Below are 18,608 nucleotides of genomic sequence, written 5' to 3' on the forward strand. Positions count from 1 at the left end.
CGTCGGCATTGTCATCTGCTTCGACCGCCATGTGCAACCGTGTCGGCACAGAAGGCGAAATGCAGTTTGCCGGCGAATCGCACGTCATTCATCCGAGCAGCAAGGTGCTTGTCAAAGCAAACGACACTGAGCATCTGCTCCTCTGCGATATCAATCTGCAGGAGGTGCAAAAAATCCGCAGGAATCCGGATTATCTGTCGCTCCGCAGACCGGATATGTACGTCATATAAGCCAAAAAAATCCCTCCCGATCATAAACCGGGAGGGATTTTTGTATCATTTGATTATCACTGATACTCCGCATTGAGGAACATGGGCTTGATGGCGACAACCTCATCGTATTCCTCCTGCGAGACGGTGACATCCGCATTCAGCGCCTTCAGGTCAGCCTTCACAACGTCGAGCGCCTGCGCAGCGGTCACTGCGCGGCCATCCATGACGGCACGCTGCATGCGGCGCAGCACAACCGGATGTGCATAGCGGGCCGGCAGCGGGAAATTCAGATAGTCCGCAAGGTAAGCCTGCATTTTCTCCTGTGCCTGTGCATCATTCTGCATGATGGAGGTACGGTTGTTGCGTGCTGTCGGCAGGACGCTGAAGCCTGCAAACGTGAATATCGCGGCAAGGCCGAACAGCGTAAAATAAATCGAAAACGAGCCGTGACGCACGAAGGAAACGATACCGTAAGCCAGCGCCGCAAATCCAAGCAGTGTAATCGCCATAGCGGCCCAGCGGTAGCTGCCGTTCGTACACTGGAAGTTCCGGCAGCGTTTTGCGGCTGCGCTCAGTCGTTCGGTCAGCTCAGGACGGCGCTCCAGATAGTCGATTGCGTTATCGAGTGCCTGCACGGTTTTCGCCGCCTGTGCGCTCATCGGCGGACGATTGCGCTCTTCTTCCTCCCGACGGGCCTTCTCCTCGGCAATGCGCTGCTCGGCCGCCGCGCTGACACACGGAATAGACGGGTACTCGGCTCGGATAACGCTCAGGAAATCATCGACCTGCTGCTCATACTTGAAATTGCACACCTTCTGTCCGCCGTCGAACTCCACGACCAGATAGGACAGCGTGGCGAAAATGCCCTTGCCGGAAAAGCCGCCCTTGCTCATCGCAACGCGCTTGTACACACGCGTTACCACGGAAAACGGAACATAATACCGCCGGTCAATAAAAAAGCTGTTCAAATAAAGGGCATGCCTGCCGATGCCGCACGGACCGATTTTCCGACAGGTTTTTTTATCCTCGGCAAGCGACGCGTCATCAATACGTCCCGCGCTGAGCGGATAAGGTTTCAACACTTTCCGTCACCCCGCAATTATCGTTATGGATGGCCGCAGCCGACCGCACAAAGGAACGGCCGGCTGCAGCAATGCTATTATATTCAAGCAGATTTCTTTGCGCCGCGCTTCTTGGTCGCACGTATGAACAGTGCGAGCAGCAGTGCCGCGAATACAATACCGATCGGGTACGCCACTGCGGTATTGTAAATTACCGTGCCGTCCGCTGTCTTGCTGTTCAGCAGGCTGCCGAGGCACTCCGGTGCAAGGATGAAATAGGTGCAGGAAACCGCACTCATGAACGTAGCCGGAACAGCTGCAATCCAGAAGTTCTTCTTTTCGGTAAACAGGTACATAGCTGCTGCCCACAGAACGATCATAGCGAGCGTCTGGTTGGTCCAGCTGAAGTAACGCCAGATAACCGTGTAGTCAATCAGACCGGTTGCATTGCCGATGCCGAGGATAGCGCCGATACCGAGTACCGGGATGCACAGCTTCAGGCGGTTTGCATACGAACTCTGATCCATGTGGAACCAGTCGGACAGTGTCAGACGAGCGGAACGGAATGCGGTATCACCGGAAGTGATCGGGCAGATAACAACGCCGATCATGGCCAGAGCAATACCAACGCCGCCCATAGTCTTGGAGCATACATCATAGATCGCTGCGGACTGACCGCCTGCCAGCGCTTCCGCCAGACCGGTGTTGAGACCGCCGGTGACCTCATACAGAGCACAGCCGGCTGCCGCCCAGATCAGTGCGATAATGCCTTCGGCTACCATTGCACCGTAGAATACGAAGTGACCCTGCTTCTCGTTCTTCATGCAGCGCGCCATCAGCGGCGACTGCGTGGAATGGAAACCGGAAATTGCACCGCATGCAACCGTGATGAACATGAAGCTCCATACCGGCGTACCGGACGGGTGCATATTGTACAGGTGAGACCAAATCTCCGGAATGGTGTAATTCGGGTTGGTGAAGATACCGATGATAACACCGACCGCCATGATGATCAGGCACATGCCGAACAGCGGGTATACCTTACCGATGATCTTATCGATCGAAATAAAGGTTGCAATAAAGTAGTAAACCAGGATGAGGATCAGCCAGAACAGCGTGGTCGAAAGCACACCGGACACACCGTTGTTCTTGCACAGCGTAACGATCAGACCGGCCGGACCGACTGCAAATACCGTACCGACCATGATCAGCAGTACGACCGAGAACACACGCATGATATTCTGCATGGTGTGACCGAGGTACTTGCCGGTAACCTCTGCGATGGACGCGCCGTCATTTCGCTCACTGATCATGCCGGAGAAGTAATCGTGTACGCCGCCGGCAAAAATGGTGCCGAATGTGATCCACAGGAATACGACCGGGCCCCATAGAGCGCCCTGCAGTGCGCCGAAGATCGGGCCAAGGCCGGCGATGTTCAGCAGCTGTACCAGAAACAGCTTCCACTGCGGCATGACAACGTAGTCAACGCCATCGTTAATGCGAACTGCCGGCGTTTCCCGGTCATCCGGACCAAAGGTTTTGTCTACAATTTTACCATAAGTAAGATAGCCGGTGATCAATAATAATAAGCATACGATAAAGCTGATCATATTATCTCCTCCTCTATACCGGCTGCGAAAGCATGGCTTTCGCACGAAAATCACCGAAAAGCCTACTTTTTTAATTCCTCTTTTCCCTTTCGGCAATCTCTATTATGAACCTATGATATAAAAACCACCAGGACAATATGTTATAATTTTAACAAGAAAAATTTGCCGAAATTTGTTTCCTTTAGAAAAAACTATCAGAGCAATAAAATCCCCCGACCAATGGCCGGGGGATTCGTTCGCCCTTACAGGAAAGTATTTACTTTTCCAGTTCGGTCCAGTCACGAGTTTCGCGCAGCTTGCTCCACTTCTCGTGCTTGTTTCCCTTGATGTCGTAATAGTGGCTGTTCGTAGCCTCCTGTACGGCCAGGTAATACCATGCGGAAGTATCGGAGTTGTCGCTCCACTTGATCATGTCGTTGTGCAGGTCCTCTGCAGTCTCCGGAAGGCGCTTGAGGACGCGGTTTACGAGCGTCATCGCCTCGGCACGGGTGATCTTGTTATTCGGACGGAAGGTGCCGTCGGTATAACCGTTGATCCAGCCGTTGTTGGCAGCGGCGCTGATTTCGTCCTTTGCCCAGTGGGATGCAATGTCGCTGAAGTCAACAGCGGTCGTGTTGGCCTTGTCGTCAAAACGAGCTGCGATCGCAGCGAACTCCGCACGGGTGATCGGCGCATTCGGATTGAACTTGCCCTGGCTGTCGCCCTTTACGATACCCATAGCGCTCAGCGTAGAAACCGCGTGGTTGTACCATGCGCCGGCTGCTACATCGGAGTAGCTGTTGGTCTTCGTAGAGTTTGCATTGCGGGTCTCGTCGGTCAGCAGACGGAAGAAGATGGTTGCTACCTCAGCACGGGTAATGCCGTTCTGCGGACGAACGGTGCTGTCCGGATAGCCTACGATGTAAGCATAGTGGTCATCGCCGTTCAGGCCGGTCGGTACATCATCCGGAATGGTAACGGTGGGCTTGTGGCTGCCGCCGCCACCGCCGCCGGAAGAAGATCTTCTTGCGTAGGTGTAGGTGAATACGGTGTCCTTCTCAACCTTTGCATTACCGACAGGAGTCGTATCCCAGGAACCAGCACGGTAGCCGGAGTTCGGCTTGTCGCCAACGGCCGGGATACGGGTGACCGGAACCTCAACGTATTTGAGCGTTTTGCCGGTTTTATAGTCCTTGAACGGAACGTAAACAACGATGTCAGCGCTGCCGCCGTTGTTCCACTCGCCGTTTACAACCTTGAATGCAAGACGGTACTCCCATGCGTCCGGGGTGCCGTTGCCGGTCTCGTCCGGCTTCTCGCCGCCCTTGACGTCAAGGTAGTAGTACAGGTCGATGGTAACGTCCTTGGTCAGCTTTTCAAGGTTATCGGTAACCTTGGTCAGACCCGGAACGTAAACGTAGGTCTTACCGTCAACGGTCTGGTTTACTGCATCATCCTTGTAAAGCTCAGCAACCAGTGCATACTCATTGCCGGTCTTGGTCTCGCCGTTCTCTGCCTTAACCTCAACATCCTTCTCGTTGTAGAAGTGCTTGTTGATGGTGTAATGCTGCGTATTCTGTGTAAAGAAGCCTTGGATGATAACGTTGCTCTTGATTTCAAAATCCTTTGCAGCTTCGCTACCGATCTTCCAGCCAGAGAACGTATGGCCTTCCTTAACAGCGTTGCCACGAATCTTTACCAGAGTGCCGTAGTTATAAGTCTCCTCGTCACCCTGCTTCTCGCCGTTAACGTAGTAGGTTACGGTGTACTGGCGGGTAATCGACTTAAATACAGCTTCATACGTCACGTCTGCGATAACTGCGATCGTGTTCGGGTTAACCAGTGCGTTACTGCCGTCCTTTACCTTCCAGCCAAGGAATTCATAGTCGAACTCAGGAGTAGACTTCTTCTCAGGGGTGAAGGTCTTTTTCGGCGTCTGGTTGTAGACAACCTTCTCATCGTCAAGTTTTGTACCTTCGCTTACCCAAGTCACGGTGTACTGACGAGTAATCGGCTTAAATACAGCGATGTAGGTTACATCCTTAACCACTGGGATAGTAGTCGGGTCAACCAGTGCAGTATCTTCAGTACCCTCAGCGCCTTCTACCTTCCAACCAACAAATTCGTAGTCGAACTGCTCATTGGAAGCCTTGCTGACCTCAGGATTCGACTTCGGCGTATCCTTGTAGTTGACCTCAGCCGTGCCGACAACACTGTCGTCATCGTTCTTCCAAGTAACATTGTACTTGTTAATCTCGAACTCAGCGTCAAAGCGGACATCCTTCTCAGGCATGGTGAACGTGCCGTCGTTTTTAACGGTTACGTCGTTTGTCTTCCAGCCCTTAAAGGTATAACCTTCCTTTTCAGGACGGTCATTCTTTACATTTACCACGGAATCAACCTTGTAGGTTTTCTCCTGCTCGTACTTGGCGCCATCAACATAATAGGTTACGTTGTAAGCATTCTTAACCCACTTTGCATACAGATGCAGGTCGCCGGTCAAAAGATACTGAGAATCAACGTCGTACTTAGTGCTGCCAACATACCAACCAGCAAAGGTGTAGTTTTCCGGACGTTCAAAATCAGTGAAATCAATGTCCCGAACGGTATACTTGTAACCGCTCTTTACACCGTTGTTATCTACCTTGGAATTCTCCTCCATACCGGTGATTCCATTATTTTCATAGTTGGTATGATAGGTAACCGTAATCGGCACACCTCTGAGGTAACCGTCAACATGGATACCGTCATACTGATCCTTAATGGTATACCATACGATTTCAACACCATCTGGAGTGAACGTAAAATCGTCGGTGTTGAGCAGAGCATTTCTTGCAGTCTCAACGGTATTGGTCGGCTGTGTATAAGAACCATTGACCCAGTTTTTCGCAGTGAAGAAACCGAGATTTTCCGGTACTTCCAGATAGTCGGTGTCATTAAGGCCATTCTCGTTGTCAAATCCGTCAATAGCGTTTTGGTAGGCAAGTTTCCTCATAGCCTTCGCAGTTACATAACCACGGTAACCAGTAGACGCACTCAGACCCTCTACGCCACCGTCACTGCCCGTGATACCGGCAGCCGTGTCATCGCTGCTCGGCAGATAGTTTTCCTGACCCTGGTCAGCGTTGTTCTTCGGCGTACCGCGCTTCGGCAGAAGGATGAAGTACATGGCTTCCGTCTTCCGATACCATGCGCGGTCGCTTTGGATCTCCTGCAAGCTAATTGTATTCGCCGGAGAATTGCTTACTGCATCATTATTCTGAGAATCATTTTCATTGGAATTGCTATTATTGCCAGTCTCCTCGATGTCCGTACCGCCGGACGGTGCCTGTGCAGGATCCTGAGCCTCAGGCTGTCCTTGGGTCTCGGCATCGGGAGTTTGAATGGTGTCTTCTGCGGGAGTACTGTCAACAACCGACATCTGGTCTTCCGGTGCCGGAAGGGTAGTGATGCCTTCATCGTCGGCCAGCGCCCAGGTCGGGCACATGGTCAGCGCCATGATAGTCGCAAGTGCTCCTGCGAGCAGACGTTTACGCATATTCTTTTTTAACATAGGAATACCTCCTTGGTCAGCGTGCATGCTGATCGAGAGGGATTGCAAATGTATTTCTGGCAACCGGCTGCCATGCGGAAAGAGACTTTCCGTTTAGGCCCTTGGCTTTGCGAGACCGGCTTTCACCGATGGTGCCTTTGTCTGTACAACTTGCTCCTCAACGAGCCGCACAGATCATGTGTTTGTGGGTTTGCGATAATCTCAGAATACAGTGCAGTTTCAACCTCCAAATAAAATACCCCCTTTACAGCGCGCATAGCTCTGCAAGGGGGTAGCAAAGTACCTTTGGCAACCGGCTGCCATGCGGAGAAAAAACTCCGTTTAGGCCCAACTGGCTTTGCGACACCGGTTTTCACCGGCTGTGCCTTTGTCTGTACCTGTATCCCTTTACGGAAGTCATGCACAGAATTTTACGATCTTTTCTGTCGGCAGACACGCCGGACTGCATACACAGTCCTTTGCCCGCGCAGGACAGAAATCCTCCGGATCCTCTTCTTCAGTATACCATAAATGCCCGCGAACAACAAGCAAATACTGTCAAAGCGAAGAAGAGTTTCAATCCGGAATCGTTTTTTATGCAAGAAATCGCCGCTGATTGGGCATAAACATATCCAATCAGGGCCATTTGCATACAAAATAAAATGAAAAAGTGTTAAGCCGCAGCTACTGCAAGCGCATCGCTGGTGTTGGTGTAGGTCAGCGGAGATACACAGTCATGCAGGGTTTTTGCGTTCTTCACGCTGCGGGTAACCGCGTAGGTCAGGTCGATCTGATACCACTTGCCGTTCAGGTTTACCTTGTTCCAAGCGTGGTAGCTGGAGCCGGCGTAGCCCTTGGTCAGTGCGCACGGGATGCCCTGGCTGCGGCACATTGCTGCAAACAGCGAGGAAAAATCGTAGCAGATACCGGTGGTGCCCTTCAGGGTAGCGGCGGTATCCGGGATGTACTTGGTAATCTTGCCGCTGGTGATCTCATTCGCCAGCTTGTTATCATAAGTATAACGGCTTGCCATATAGTTGTAGATGGCGATAACCTTAGCCTCGTCGGTCTTGGCGTTCTTGCAGAGCTCAGCAGCCTTAGCGGATACCGTGTCGCCCTTGGAGAACTGAACCTCGGAAGTGGAGACCAGATACGGAGCGTAGCTGTCCTTAACGGTTACGTTCACGGACTTGGACTCGACCTGCTGATAGGACGTACCGGAAACGTTGCGGTACAGCGTTACGGTGTACTTGCCGTTGCCCTTATCGAGAGAGAAGGAAGCATCCTTGCCGCTCGGGCAATCATGGAATACGGTCTTGCCGTCGTTGTACTGAATACCAACCTTGAGCCTTGCACTCGAGGAGTAGTTTACGGTAACATAACCGTGGGTGGAATTACTCATATCCACAACATCATTTGCTGCTGCTGCGGTAATGCCCATCGAGAGGGCAGCTGCTGCAAAAACTGCGCATGCAATACGAAAAAGCCACTTCATATCCGGCGATCTCCTTTCGGTAACTGGCTGCCAGCCCTCTCGATGAGGGGTAAGGCCCTATAGCTTTGCGTCGCCACCTTTCGGTGGGTTTGCCATTATCGTTTGAGATGCGGTCAAAGCGACTGCATCATCTTCTTTTATCCACACTATAGCGCATCTGTCGTGTTTTGTCAACAGGGTTTTACAAAAAAAGAAGAAATTATGACACGTTGCCGCAAAGTTACCGAAACTATGACATTTTCCCCGTTTCTCCCGCTCTTATTGCAGCGGTTTGTCCGGGAATACAGCTCGCTCCGCAGCGTGAGATGGCGGCAAAAAATCGGTAAACAGACGGCGGCAGGGGTATTCCCCTGCCGCCGCTTTCCATCGGTTGATTTGCTTATTTGGTGCCGTACATTCTGTACAGGAACGTGACGATCTGTGCACGGGTGCAGGTCTCATCCGGACCAAACAGCGTGCTGCTAATGCCCTTGGTAATACCCTGCGCAGTTGCCCACTTGACCGCATCGGCGTAGTAGGCGCTGTCGGCCACATCGGTAAATGCCGATGCACCGACCGAAGCCGTCGCCTTGGCCGCACGATACAGGAAGGTAACACCGTGAGCACGGGTGCAGGTGTCATCCGGGCTGAACGTGGTAGCTGTAGTGCCTACCGTAATGCCATTCTCGACTGCCCATGCGACTGCCTTAGCGTAATACTTGTCAGAAGGCACATCGTTAAAGCTGCTCAATGCACTCGGCTCGGGCGAGCCCGCCGCGCGCCACAGGAAGGTTACAATCTGCGCTCTGGGGCAGGCAGCGTTTGGAGCGAACAGCGTGTCGCTCATACCGCCGGTAATGCCCTTCTGCGCCGCCCAGAGGACTGCGTCATAGTAATAATCCTCCGCGTGCACATCGGTGAAGAAGTTGAGCATGGTGTTGTCGTCCATAAAGACCGCCTTCACCGTGACCTTGCCCGCCGGCATGACGAAGGTGTACTTGCCGCTGCCCTTGTCGGTCAGCTCGAGCGCCTTGCCGTCCTTGTCCAGCACGGTCAGGCTTTCGAGAGTGTAGCCCTTGTCGGGTGCTGCCGTGATGGTCACGGTGTCGCCCTTGGACGCGGATTTGGGAGATACGGTGACAGTGCCGTGCTTTACATCATCTACAGATACCGAATAGCTAGGTGCGGAGAAGCCGCCTCCGCCACCGCCGGACGAGCCGCCGCCGGAGGTGGAGTCTGTGATGCGAATGATGATCTTCTTTTCCACGATCACATTGGTGTCTGCGTTGACCGCAGCACAGATCAGGGTCATCGTGCCATCCTGATCACCGAAGCTGAGTGTATTTCCGCTGATAACGGCGTGCGTATCATTCTTTTCCATCGTCCAACGTACAGAAGCCGGATAGGCCGCCAGCTCTTCCGGAGTAAAGGCCTTGCCGAACTGATCGAGCGTCGTTACCTTAGCTGCAGACAGATCCAGCGTCGTGTTTTTCCGAACGGACGACAGAATGCCGTCTGCGGTGATCGCAGTCAGCCGTCTCGGGGCATTGACCGTCAGCGTAATGTGGTTACTCTCGATGTCACCGGAACGGGCATAGATCTCGGTAGAATCCTCTTTCAGTGCCTTGAGCGTTCCGTTTTCGAGCGAAACCACATCCGGCTTGGAGGTAACCCATTCAAAGCTGCCGCCGGTCATTTCTCTGCCATACTGATCGTAGCCGGCAGCGGTAAACTGATCTGCAAGAACCGCATTTTCATCCAGCCGCAGGACAAAACCGTCCTTCATGTCGGCGCGGATTGTCTTGAGGGTCGGCTGCTGCTCGACCTTAACAACGACATTCTTTGCAGTCTTGCCGGCAGAGGCAGAGGAGGCTTCCAGAATCACATCCGCATAGGAGGCATCCGGGACACTGCCAACCGCAACGAGCAGTTTTCCGTTTTCAATCGTGGCATTGGTCTGATTGGTGTCTGCCAGCGTCCACTCGATGTCCGACGGAATTCCACAGGGATTGCCGTGCTGATCGCGCGCCAGCAGCGGAATGCGGGACAGATCATACTCTGCGCCCTCTACTGCAGCGGGAGCGCCGTCATTATAATACAGCTCATTCAGATACGGCTTTGCCGTCACCTGTACGGGCAGCGGCTGTGCCGTCCGATAGACCGTTTCGCCCTGCTCGTCCTGTCCGACCGGATAATACAGGGTAACGGTATCCGTGCCGACTACAAGGCCGGTAATTGTGCTGCCGCTGATTGCGGCATAGCCCTTATCCGAGGCAAGCCGCCACTCGAACCGGTCATTTTGGAGCGTCATGTCCTCGCCGTACTGATCCTTGGCCTCCACATCGAGCGTGCTCAGGTCAAAGGTGTTCGCCGTATCATCGTTATAGATCAGATCGGGAATCGTGCCGTTCACGGTCAGCGTATCGAGCTGCCGCTCGGGCAGAACCTGCAGCGGTACACGGTTGGATTCCGTGCCGTTCACTACGGCATAGATCTGATAGGTTCCCGGTGCGGTGAACGCAATGCTGCCCGTGGTTTCGTCAACCGTAATGTCATCGTTTGCTTCTGCATACCACTTGACTCTGTCGGTTACGTTGAAGTCGTTGCCGTCCTCGTCCTTAGCGGTCACGGTCAGATTCGAAACATCGGCGGTGTTGCTGCCGTCGTTGAAGTAGAACGGCTCAAAGCTGCCCTCTACCGTAACCGAGGAAAGCACAACGGGCAGGATGGTCAGTTCAATCAGCTCGCTGTTGAAATCATCCGTTATTTCGATCGTATCCTTCGGCTGATAGCGCAGGAACAGCTGTACTCCGTCATTCGGCTTGAGTGCATTGAGGACAGGGTAGCCGTTGCGGTTTGTCGTGACCTCGGCGTACTCCGAAGCGTCGTTCAGCCCTTCGTCCACAACCGTCCATTCGCCGCTCAGGCGGGGATTGAAGCCGTACCAGTCCACGTCGTGTTCGTTTTTCGCCTCAACCTTAATGCTGTCCAGACGCAGGCTTTGCTGCTCGTACAGCGAGACCTGTTCGGTATCAGGCACCAGACGATCGAGCGCATAGATCGGATACACCTTCTGCGGGGTGATGACGGTGTTCTTGGAGGTGTAATGGAACAAACCGAAGTACGGCGCGACCGGCTGACCGGAGCGCAGCTGATCGGCTGCCGTCTTGAATGCTCCCTGATACAGAGTATTCATGTCCAGCTTGTCGGGGTCGTAGCCGGAGACATTCCGGTTTTCGATGCGCGCATCCAGATCTTCAATCGCGCTTCTGCCGTCTCGGCCGAAGGTATACTGCCTGAACTCCCGGCCCTTCCAACTGTCTATTGACCCCTTGGTTCGATGATAACCGGTAACCGAGAGGAGCATGGTCTTATACTTGATGTACACCGCGCCGGTATAGGGGATGGTCGTTTGCAGGTCGGTCACATCGACATTGATGTCAATGCCCGTATGTGCCGGCAGCGGTACGGAGATGGTATCCGTAATGGACTGCGCGTAGGACTCCTCCTTGCTGCTCTCGTAGGTCTTTTCCATGCCGTAGGAGTAGGAAAAGCTCTGCTCTACCTTGGCAGTGGGCGAAAGCGCGGCCAGCACGGGCACGCTGAATTCAACGCCTACCGTGGTCTCCTCGGTCCAGTTCTGCGAATAGGTATTGGAGACCGTGGTCGAGGTAGTGGTGCTCTTTTCATAGGTATAGCTTTTTTCGACCGTGTTTTCAAAGTCGTTGCGGTTTTCCGCCGTCACCTTGTAGCTGTCCGAGCTGCCGCCCAGATTAAACTGGTAGCCCTTCTGCTCGAGCGACGCCGTTGTGTCGTCCGCCGCGATGGAGGGCGTTTCAAACCGGTCCGCAATGCCTTGAATTTCGAAGTCGTAGAACGCCTGCACATAGTAGCCGTAGCCGGTGCCGTGGTAGCCGTTGTACTGGCCAGACTGAGAGGAATATCCCTGGGTTTCATAAGTGGAGGCATAAAATACGGGAAATTCCCCTTCCGGCAGCTTGTCGATGACTCCGGAGCCATCCCGAAGACCGGAATTGTCAACCGCCTTAGTTACTGCATCACGCAGACCCTTGTCGGTGTATTTCAGATTGTCTGCGCTGTAGCTGTCCGCTGTAAAGTCCTTGTAATCAAAGTATTTTCTGCCTACATCGTCATCCGCATAAAACTGTGCAGGCAGAATATCGTTCGCAATAGCCGCCCACTTCTCCGCAAATTTGGGATTCTGGATCATCTCCTGCAAAATCTGCTCCTGTGTGCCCGGCAGATTGTAGGTGTCTGAGGCATCAAAGATCTCCCAGTCGTTTTCTGCCGTCACCGCCGCCCCGGCCGTCGGGGGCATCACCCCTATACACATCGCCAGCGCCAGCAGTCCGCACAAACCTCGCCGTCGTATTATCTGCTTTTTACTCATGCCATTCTCCTCCTTTTCTGTTTCAGTGCTCCTGCTCGGCCATGGAAAACAGCTCGTTATGGCTCATCTCCACATCGCCGAAGCGGACAAAAATGCCGTTTGTCACCGCGCTGTTCCACACCTGCGGGTCGGAAAGTGACCGGAATCGGAATTTATCCAGATAGGGCTTCATATCCAGCAGCAGGCGGCTGCCGGAGATAAAATCGACCTGCAGAACGTGGTCGGTCAGCGGTTTGACTGACTGAATGTATTTCCGGTCCAAATGCGTACCTCCTCTCGCTTACACAAAATGAAAGGTTCACCGTACCTATAGGATACGGTGAACCTTTCAAAAAAACCATTCACAAGTTGTTAGTTTTTATCCGCAAGCAGGTCGAGCAGCAGCTTGCGCTTTGCGCGCGGCTCTCCTGCTATCTGCAGTTTGGTGTAAATTTGATTCACATACTGCCGGATACTGCCCTCGGACAGATACAGCTTTTCCGCGATCTCACGGTTATTCAGCCGCTGTGCCATCAGCCGGACAATCTCATATTCCCGCTCGGTCAGCGCATGACACAGATCGTCGATCAGAAGTCCGCCGCTGGCTCCGTCGGTCGGACAGTCGTACTCCCGCAGAAAGGCAAAGCCTGCACGCGCAAAGGCATCCTGCACACTTTTCCAGAAAATCGCAAGATTGCCCGAGTACACACTGATGCGCACAATGTACGGCGCTTCGGCTCTGGCACGTTCCGCGAGATACCACTCCACCGCCGTCGTTTTGCCGTAGCCCATGGGGGCAACCACGGTCGTCATGGCACAGCGCGAGATTGGCCGCAGGCTCTCCTGCAGTCGCTCGGATATGTAGATCGTGTTCAGGTTCCATTTCGATTTTGGCATGGCGCACCTCCGAATACTGTAATGTGCTCTCCTGTCCGTTATACTGTCTAAATTATACGGGATTTCAGAGCGGGTGTAAACCGTGTATGCTGTTAAGGCAGCGTGCATAAATAAGGGAGCCGCCTTCCGGCAGCTCCCCTGCAGCTGATGTTTTTATATCTTAAATATACGGTGCAGCAGCGTACCGCCAGCAGAGCATGCTGAACAGCAGTGCGTATATATGCCCTCAATTTGAGCGTCAAGCCGCTTTTCCAACCGGCAGTGTTACCAGAATAGTCGTTCCCGTATCTGCGCTCTGTTCAACGCGCACTGTGCCGCCATGCAGCCGGACAATCTCCTGCACGAGCGCCAGTCCCAGTCCCACGCCGCCCATTGCGCGGCTGCGCGACTTATCCACGCGGAAAAACGGCTGAAAGATGCTGTCCCGGTACTCCTCGGCAATGCCCGGGCCGGTATCGCGCACGCGGATTGCCGCCTGACCGCCTTCCCGCTCGACAGACACTTCCACCGAACCGCCCGTGCGGTTGTACTTGATCGCGTTCTCTGTCAAATTGAACAGCAGCCGATACAGCAGCACATCGCTGCCGATAAACTGCACGTTTTCGCCTGCTTGCGTCAGTGTAATACCGTTTTTCTGTGCCAGCGGTGTCAAATCGACCAACACCTCCTCAACCATCGGTGCAAGGTCGATACGGTCGGTGCGCGGCACCGACCGCAGGTCGCTCATCTCAAGCAGGGTACGCACAAGCGCACTCAGGCGCTCAACCTGCTCCTGCTGAAAATGCAGCAAATTCGCAGTTTCTTCGCTCATCTGCCGATGTTCCGCCGCAAAGAGCTCCAGCCTTGTCTGCATCAGCGCCAGCGGTGTCCGCAGCTCATGGGCGGCGTTGCCCGTAAACTGCCGCTGTGCATCGAACGCCTGCGCCAGCCGGTCCAGCATGCCGTTCACTGACTCGCTCAGCTGCCGGAACTCGGCAGTCGTATCCTCCGGCAGACGGGTGTCCGTCAGGCTTTCTTCATTGATCTGTTCGGTCTGCTGTGCAAAATCCTTCAGCGGCTTCAAAGCCTTTCCGCTGAAGAAATACGCGATAATGGCACTCAGCAGTGTCACCAGCGCGGTGATGTACCAGCCTATGCGCTCAAAACGCACCTTTTCTTCATTGACCTGCTGCGAAAAGTCACTGAAAAATGCCTGCATATTCTCTTTGGGTATCTGAATGGTCATTTCCTGCTGGTTTTCCGTCTTGTATTCCACCACAAAGCCGTTCAGCGCATCCATGCTGCCCGAGCCTGAGTAAAACAGCAGTAAATTCAGGCTCACACACGCCGCCGCGATAAGCAGCGCGGTCAATATCGTAATGCGCCACTGGACAGAAATTCGTTTGCTCATTCGCCCGCTCCTATCTCGTAGCCCTGACCGATCTTGTTGCGGATCGGATCGTATCCCAGTGCTGCACGCAGTTTTTTCCGCAGCATGGAGATATGCACACGGATGGAGTTGCTGAAGCTGTCCACGCTGCTGTCCCACACATGCTCGATCAGTTCCTCCTGGCTGACGGGCCTGCCGCGGTTGAGCAGCAGATATTCCAGAATGCCGCTCTCCTTGCGCGTGAGCGAAAGCGTCTGTCTGGCTGCCGTGGCCGTGCGGCTGCGGGTATCAAACATCAGCCCGCCGCACCGCAGGCACACGTCCTGCTGCACAAATCGGCGGCGCGTCAGGCTGCGCACACGCGCTTCCAGTTCCTCTAAATGGAACGGTTTGGACAAATAATCGTTCGCGCCGGCATCCAGTCCGTCAACCTTGTCGGATATTTCACTGCGTGCCGACAGGATGAGCACGCCGGTCTCCTGATCGTGCTCCCGCAGAGTACGCAGCACCGTCATACCGTCCACCTTAGGCAGATTCAGGTCGAGCAGCACCAGATCGTATTTTTCTACCGCCAGCAGCTCCAGCGCCGCTTCTCCGTCAAAGCAGATATCCGCCTCATAGCCGGACAGACGCAGTTTTTTTGCAATGTCCTCACACAGATCGCGCTCATCCTCTATCACCAAAAGACGCATGGTCCTTCCTCCTTGCCGTTTCGTTACCTTTATTATAGCAGATACGGATAAAGTTTGTGTTAACGAGACTGTCGAAAAACTTTATTTTTCCGAGCAGCCTTTGAACTTGCTTCGCAAATTCTATTTTATGCGCGCTTCCGCGCGAAACGAAACACTGTATGCTCGAAGAATTGACTTTATCGGCAGACTGTATGGCACTCTCGCAAAAAAATTTTCCGCATTTCCAGCCTGTTAACAAAGATTTTATATCGTCCGCTGTATACTGTTTACAACAACTGTGAGAGGAGCACGACTATGCCGCGTTACAAAACCGCCGCTCAGCTGGTGCTGCTGCTGAGTGCTGTTGCGATGATCCTTCTGGGCATCCGCCTCGGCGAAGCCGAAACCGTATTATCAAAGGCGATCCGCCTGTGTATGGAGTGTGTTGGCATTGGATAAGAAAAAAATCCCCTTTTTAGCCCGTTTTCGCGGTTGGATACAGGCGGCAGCCACCCTGCTGACCAATATCCACCTGCCGAATTTTGTACAGGGCAAACTATATCAGGGAAGCGGCAAGACCGTCTGCGTGCCCGGACTCAACTGCTATTCCTGCCCCGGTGCGGCCGGCGCGTGTCCGATTGGCGCGTTTCAAGCGGTGATCGGCTCATCAAAGTTTAAATTTTCCTATTATATCACCGGAATCCTGATTTTATTCGGTGTCCTGCTCGGACGGTTCATCTGCGGTTTTCTGTGCCCATTCGGTTGGTTTCAGGAGCTGCTGCACAAAATCCCCTCGCCTAAGCTGTCCACCAAAAGGCTGAAGCCGCTCCGCTATGTAAAATATGCGGTGCTGCTGATCATGGTGGTGCTGCTGCCCGCACTTGTCACAAACGAACTCGGCATGGGCGATCCGTTCTTCTGCAAGTACCTGTGTCCTCAGGGGGTGCTCGAGGGCGCGCTGCCGCTGGCGGCGGTCAATTCCGGTATTCGTTCCGCGCTCGGCGCGCTGTTTACATGGAAAGCAGCCGTTCTGCTGACCGTTATCGTGTGCAGCGTGCTGTTTTACCGTCCATTCTGCAAATGGCTGTGCCCGCTCGGCGCCTTTTATGCCCTGCTGAACCGCGTTTCACTGTTTCAAATGCAGGTGGATACGCATAAGTGCGTATCCTGCGGCGCGTGTGCCAAAGCCTGCAAAATGGATGTGGATATCACGAAAAACCCCAATCATGCCGAGTGCATCCGCTGCGGCATGTGCATGAAAGCCTGCCCGACCGATGCTATCTGCTACCGCTACGGTCTGGGCGATAAAACCCAAACGCATAACAAAGGAGAGACCATCTAATGAAACGAAATCGACTGATTGCATTTGCCCTGTCCGTAAGCCTGCTGCTCGGCGCATCCGCCTGCGGCAAACCGGCAAAAACCGTCTCCGAGCTGATAGCGGAGGAAAACGCCATCCTCGACCAGCATCAGGAGCTGTGGACAACGGCTCTGAATTCGCTCGACAAGGACAATCTGTCGCAGAGCACCCAGAGCACCAACTACGCCGATGTACTCGATCTTGCGATTAAAAACGTCAAGGACCAGCTCTCGGCCGAGGACTACAAGACACTGACCGACGATGCCGCCAAGGTCCGCAAGCTGGAGCACCAGCTGCAGGAACTTCCGCCCGAGGAAGGCACCACCGCATCCGACGACAGCACGTTCCCCGCTTTCGAGGGCAAAGACCTGGACGGCAACGCCGTGGACAGCAGCTTGTTCGCTAACAACGCGTTTACGGTCGTGAATTTCTGGTTCAGCGGCTGCAAGCCGTGCGTGGCCGAACTTGGTGATCTGGACAAGCTGAATCAGACCGTCAAGGCTCAGGGCGGCGAGGTTATTGGCATCAATACAGAAACACTCGATGACAATGCGGATGCCATTGCTACCGCAAAACAGATTCTGCAGACCAAGGGGGCATCCTACCGCAACATCACCTTTGCATCCGGCAGCGAGGCCGGTCAGTTTGCACTGAACACCATGGCATTCCCGACCACCTATGTTATCGACCGGAACGGAAAAATCGTCGGTAAACCAGTACTCGGCGGCATCACGAACGAAAGCAGCATGAAGCAGCTGCAGGAGAATATTGATACCGCGATTGCAAACGACGGAAAATAACACCCACGGGTAACTGCCGCTGCAATCTGCATCATAAACATACACAGCGCAGATTGTGCCGAGAAAGGCAACGAAGATTAGCAGTGCCAGGTAAACGTAAACGAAGCCGCAGACGAAAGTCTGCGGCTTCTACGTGCCTGTGGAAATATCCACGAAGATATGCACAAACCTGTGGATAAATTTGAGGACGGAACTTTTCCTCGTTTCTCCTATATGGTATACTAAAATTATACAAGCGAAAATCGCAGGAAAAAGAGAAACACGAGGGATAAACATGGGACTGTTTTCAAAACCGGAGGTTGTGATTGCGAAAGAATCCAGCAACGCAAAGGAGTATCTGCGGCAGCTGGAGGAGCTGGTGGAAAAGGCAACCGGAGAAAACGCGAAAAAAATCGCAAAAGAGATTGCCGTGGTGAAAGCCGGTATTATCGGTGAGGATAATATTCTGTTTGAGCTGAAAAACAGCGGTATGGATATGGTTGTGCTGCACGATTTGTATATTGAAAGCGTGTCCGGTGCCTCGGCACAGATTGACTTTCTGGTACTGACTCCAAAGATTAACTTTGTGTTGGAGTGCAAAAATCTGTTCGGCAATATTGAGATCAACAGCAAGGGCGATTTTATCCGCACAATTCGCTGCGGCGGTCGGTACTATAAAGAGGGAATTTATTCGCCGATTACGCAGAATCAGCGGCATTTGCAGGTGCTCAAGGAACGAAGGAGCGAAAATGACGGCAAACTCCTTGCCGCATGGAAGAATTACTTGTTTAAGGACTTTTTTAGGGGCTTAGTCGTGCTTGCCAACCCGAAAACTGTTGTCAACGACCGATATGCGAAGAAAGAGGTCAAGGAACAGGTCATTCGAGCAGACCAGTTGATTGAAACGATAAAACGGATGAATAAGGCGTCCAAGGAATCAGCTTCTTCCTTGAAAGATTTGAAGGAGATGGGTGAGCGGTATCTGCTGATGCACATTGAAATGCCAATCACCTATATCGAAAAATTCAAGCAGGAGGAGCTGGAGGACCAGCCTGCCGCCGAGCGGCCTGCGCCGTCGGAGGGAAAATACTGTCCGAAGTGCGGCAAGCCGCTTGTTATGCGGGAGGCCAGACGCGGCACACATATCGGCGAAAAATTCTGGGGCTGCACAGGATTTCCTCAATGTCATTTTATAAAGAAAATCGTGAAAACCGAAAACAAATAAACAGAAAAGCGGCATGACTTGCATCAAAGTCATGCCGCTTTATGGTTAC

General features: G+C 53.3%; 14 protein-coding genes and 3 riboswitches. Of the genes, 5 read left to right on the top strand and 9 right to left on the bottom strand.

What is annotated here, in order from left to right; genetic code table 11:
* Positions 1 to 29: 29 nt before the first annotated feature.
* Positions 30 to 230 carry a hypothetical protein gene (locus PG722_RS09415; RefSeq protein WP_270580376.1) on the top strand — a complete coding sequence of 67 codons (201 nt, stop codon included), beginning with the start codon at positions 30 to 32 and terminating at the stop codon, positions 228 to 230.
* A 56-nt stretch (positions 231 to 286) separates the two neighbouring features.
* Here the strand turns inward: PG722_RS09415 and PG722_RS09420 are convergent, their stop codons facing one another.
* From PG722_RS09420 to PG722_RS09460, 9 genes are all read right to left on the bottom strand, one after another.
* Positions 287 to 1,294 carry an ATPase P gene (locus PG722_RS09420; protein ID WP_270580377.1) on the bottom strand — a complete coding sequence of 336 codons (1,008 nt, stop codon included), beginning with the start codon at positions 1,292 to 1,294 and terminating at the stop codon, positions 287 to 289.
* A gap of 83 nt (positions 1,295 to 1,377) precedes the next feature.
* Positions 1,378 to 2,883: a carbon starvation CstA family protein gene (locus PG722_RS09425; RefSeq protein ID WP_270580378.1), complete on the bottom strand. Its 1,506-nt coding sequence runs from the start codon at positions 2,881 to 2,883 to the stop codon at positions 1,378 to 1,380.
* A 256-nt stretch (positions 2,884 to 3,139) separates the two neighbouring features.
* Positions 3,140 to 6,415, bottom strand: a complete 3,276-nt coding sequence (locus tag PG722_RS09430) for an S-layer homology domain-containing protein (protein ID WP_270580379.1) — start codon at positions 6,413 to 6,415, stop codon at positions 3,140 to 3,142.
* A 55-nt stretch (positions 6,416 to 6,470) separates the two neighbouring features.
* Positions 6,471 to 6,561, bottom strand: a riboswitch (cyclic di-GMP riboswitch).
* Positions 6,562 to 6,699: 138 nt separating this feature from the next.
* Positions 6,700 to 6,791, bottom strand: a riboswitch (cyclic di-GMP riboswitch).
* A gap of 276 nt (positions 6,792 to 7,067) precedes the next feature.
* The gene (locus PG722_RS09435; protein WP_270580380.1) at positions 7,068 to 7,889 is read right to left on the bottom strand and encodes a transglutaminase-like domain-containing protein; all 822 of its coding nucleotides are present in this window, start codon (positions 7,887 to 7,889) and stop codon (positions 7,068 to 7,070) included.
* 15 nt (positions 7,890 to 7,904) lie between these two features.
* A riboswitch (cyclic di-GMP riboswitch) is annotated at positions 7,905 to 7,993 on the bottom strand.
* A 275-nt stretch (positions 7,994 to 8,268) separates the two neighbouring features.
* Positions 8,269 to 12,279 carry an S-layer homology domain-containing protein gene (locus PG722_RS09440; RefSeq protein ID WP_270580381.1) on the bottom strand — a complete coding sequence of 1,337 codons (4,011 nt, stop codon included), beginning with the start codon at positions 12,277 to 12,279 and terminating at the stop codon, positions 8,269 to 8,271.
* Positions 12,280 to 12,301: 22 nt separating this feature from the next.
* The gene (locus PG722_RS09445) at positions 12,302 to 12,541 is read right to left on the bottom strand and encodes a DUF2442 domain-containing protein (protein ID WP_110435615.1); all 240 of its coding nucleotides are present in this window, start codon (positions 12,539 to 12,541) and stop codon (positions 12,302 to 12,304) included.
* A gap of 89 nt (positions 12,542 to 12,630) precedes the next feature.
* Complete coding sequence (locus PG722_RS09450; RefSeq protein ID WP_158575130.1) at positions 12,631 to 13,155, bottom strand: response regulator transcription factor; 525 nt, start codon at positions 13,153 to 13,155, stop codon at positions 12,631 to 12,633.
* A 238-nt stretch (positions 13,156 to 13,393) separates the two neighbouring features.
* On the bottom strand, positions 13,394 to 14,545 hold the full coding sequence (locus tag PG722_RS09455; protein WP_270580382.1) for a sensor histidine kinase: 1,152 nt from the start codon (positions 14,543 to 14,545) through the stop codon (positions 13,394 to 13,396).
* The gene (locus PG722_RS09460) at positions 14,542 to 15,216 is read right to left on the bottom strand and encodes a response regulator transcription factor (protein ID WP_117490150.1); all 675 of its coding nucleotides are present in this window, start codon (positions 15,214 to 15,216) and stop codon (positions 14,542 to 14,544) included. Before PG722_RS09460 ends, PG722_RS09455 begins: the two co-directional genes overlap by 4 nt.
* Positions 15,217 to 15,510: 294 nt before the next feature.
* Between PG722_RS09460 and PG722_RS09465 the strand changes: the two genes are divergently transcribed.
* From PG722_RS09465 to PG722_RS09480, 4 genes are all read left to right on the top strand, one after another.
* Complete coding sequence (locus PG722_RS09465) at positions 15,511 to 15,654, top strand: CD1871A family CXXC motif-containing protein (protein WP_118360599.1); 144 nt, start codon at positions 15,511 to 15,513, stop codon at positions 15,652 to 15,654.
* Positions 15,647 to 16,537 (top strand): 4Fe-4S binding protein, encoded by an 891-nt coding sequence (locus PG722_RS09470; RefSeq protein ID WP_270580383.1) that lies wholly within the window; start codon positions 15,647 to 15,649, stop codon positions 16,535 to 16,537. The genes PG722_RS09465 and PG722_RS09470 overlap by 8 nt, the downstream gene beginning before the upstream one ends.
* A complete protein-coding gene (locus tag PG722_RS09475; protein ID WP_270580384.1) occupies positions 16,537 to 17,355 on the top strand; it encodes a TlpA disulfide reductase family protein in 819 nt (272 codons plus the stop codon). The genes PG722_RS09470 and PG722_RS09475 overlap by 1 nt, the downstream gene beginning before the upstream one ends.
* A gap of 274 nt (positions 17,356 to 17,629) precedes the next feature.
* Entirely contained in the window at positions 17,630 to 18,559 is a 930-nt protein-coding gene (locus PG722_RS09480; protein WP_270580385.1) for a nuclease-related domain-containing protein, read from the top strand.
* Positions 18,560 to 18,608: the final 49 nt, after the last annotated feature.

Source organism: Butyricicoccus sp. OF27-2pH9A (genome assembly GCF_027693185.1).
Taxonomy (GTDB): domain Bacteria; phylum Bacillota; class Clostridia; order Oscillospirales; family Butyricicoccaceae; genus Agathobaculum; species Agathobaculum butyriciproducens.

Coding starts and splice junctions, on each gene's coding strand:
- PG722_RS09415 (WP_270580376.1), top strand. CDS start 30: ATGTGCAACCGTGTCGGCACAGAAGGCGAAATGCAGTTTGCCGGCGAA.
- PG722_RS09425 (WP_270580378.1), bottom strand. CDS start 2,883: ATGATCAGCTTTATCGTATGCTTATTATTATTGATCACCGGCTATCTT.
- PG722_RS09430 (WP_270580379.1), bottom strand. CDS start 6,415: ATGTTAAAAAAGAATATGCGTAAACGTCTGCTCGCAGGAGCACTTGCG.
- PG722_RS09435 (WP_270580380.1), bottom strand. CDS start 7,889: ATGAAGTGGCTTTTTCGTATTGCATGCGCAGTTTTTGCAGCAGCTGCC.
- PG722_RS09440 (WP_270580381.1), bottom strand. CDS start 12,279: ATGAGTAAAAAGCAGATAATACGACGGCGAGGTTTGTGCGGACTGCTG.
- PG722_RS09450 (WP_158575130.1), bottom strand. CDS start 13,155: ATGCCAAAATCGAAATGGAACCTGAACACGATCTACATATCCGAGCGA.
- PG722_RS09455 (WP_270580382.1), bottom strand. CDS start 14,545: ATGAGCAAACGAATTTCTGTCCAGTGGCGCATTACGATATTGACCGCG.
- PG722_RS09460 (WP_117490150.1), bottom strand. CDS start 15,216: ATGCGTCTTTTGGTGATAGAGGATGAGCGCGATCTGTGTGAGGACATT.
- PG722_RS09465 (WP_118360599.1), top strand. CDS start 15,511: ATGCCGCGTTACAAAACCGCCGCTCAGCTGGTGCTGCTGCTGAGTGCT.
- PG722_RS09475 (WP_270580384.1), top strand. CDS start 16,537: ATGAAACGAAATCGACTGATTGCATTTGCCCTGTCCGTAAGCCTGCTG.
- PG722_RS09480 (WP_270580385.1), top strand. CDS start 17,630: ATGGGACTGTTTTCAAAACCGGAGGTTGTGATTGCGAAAGAATCCAGC.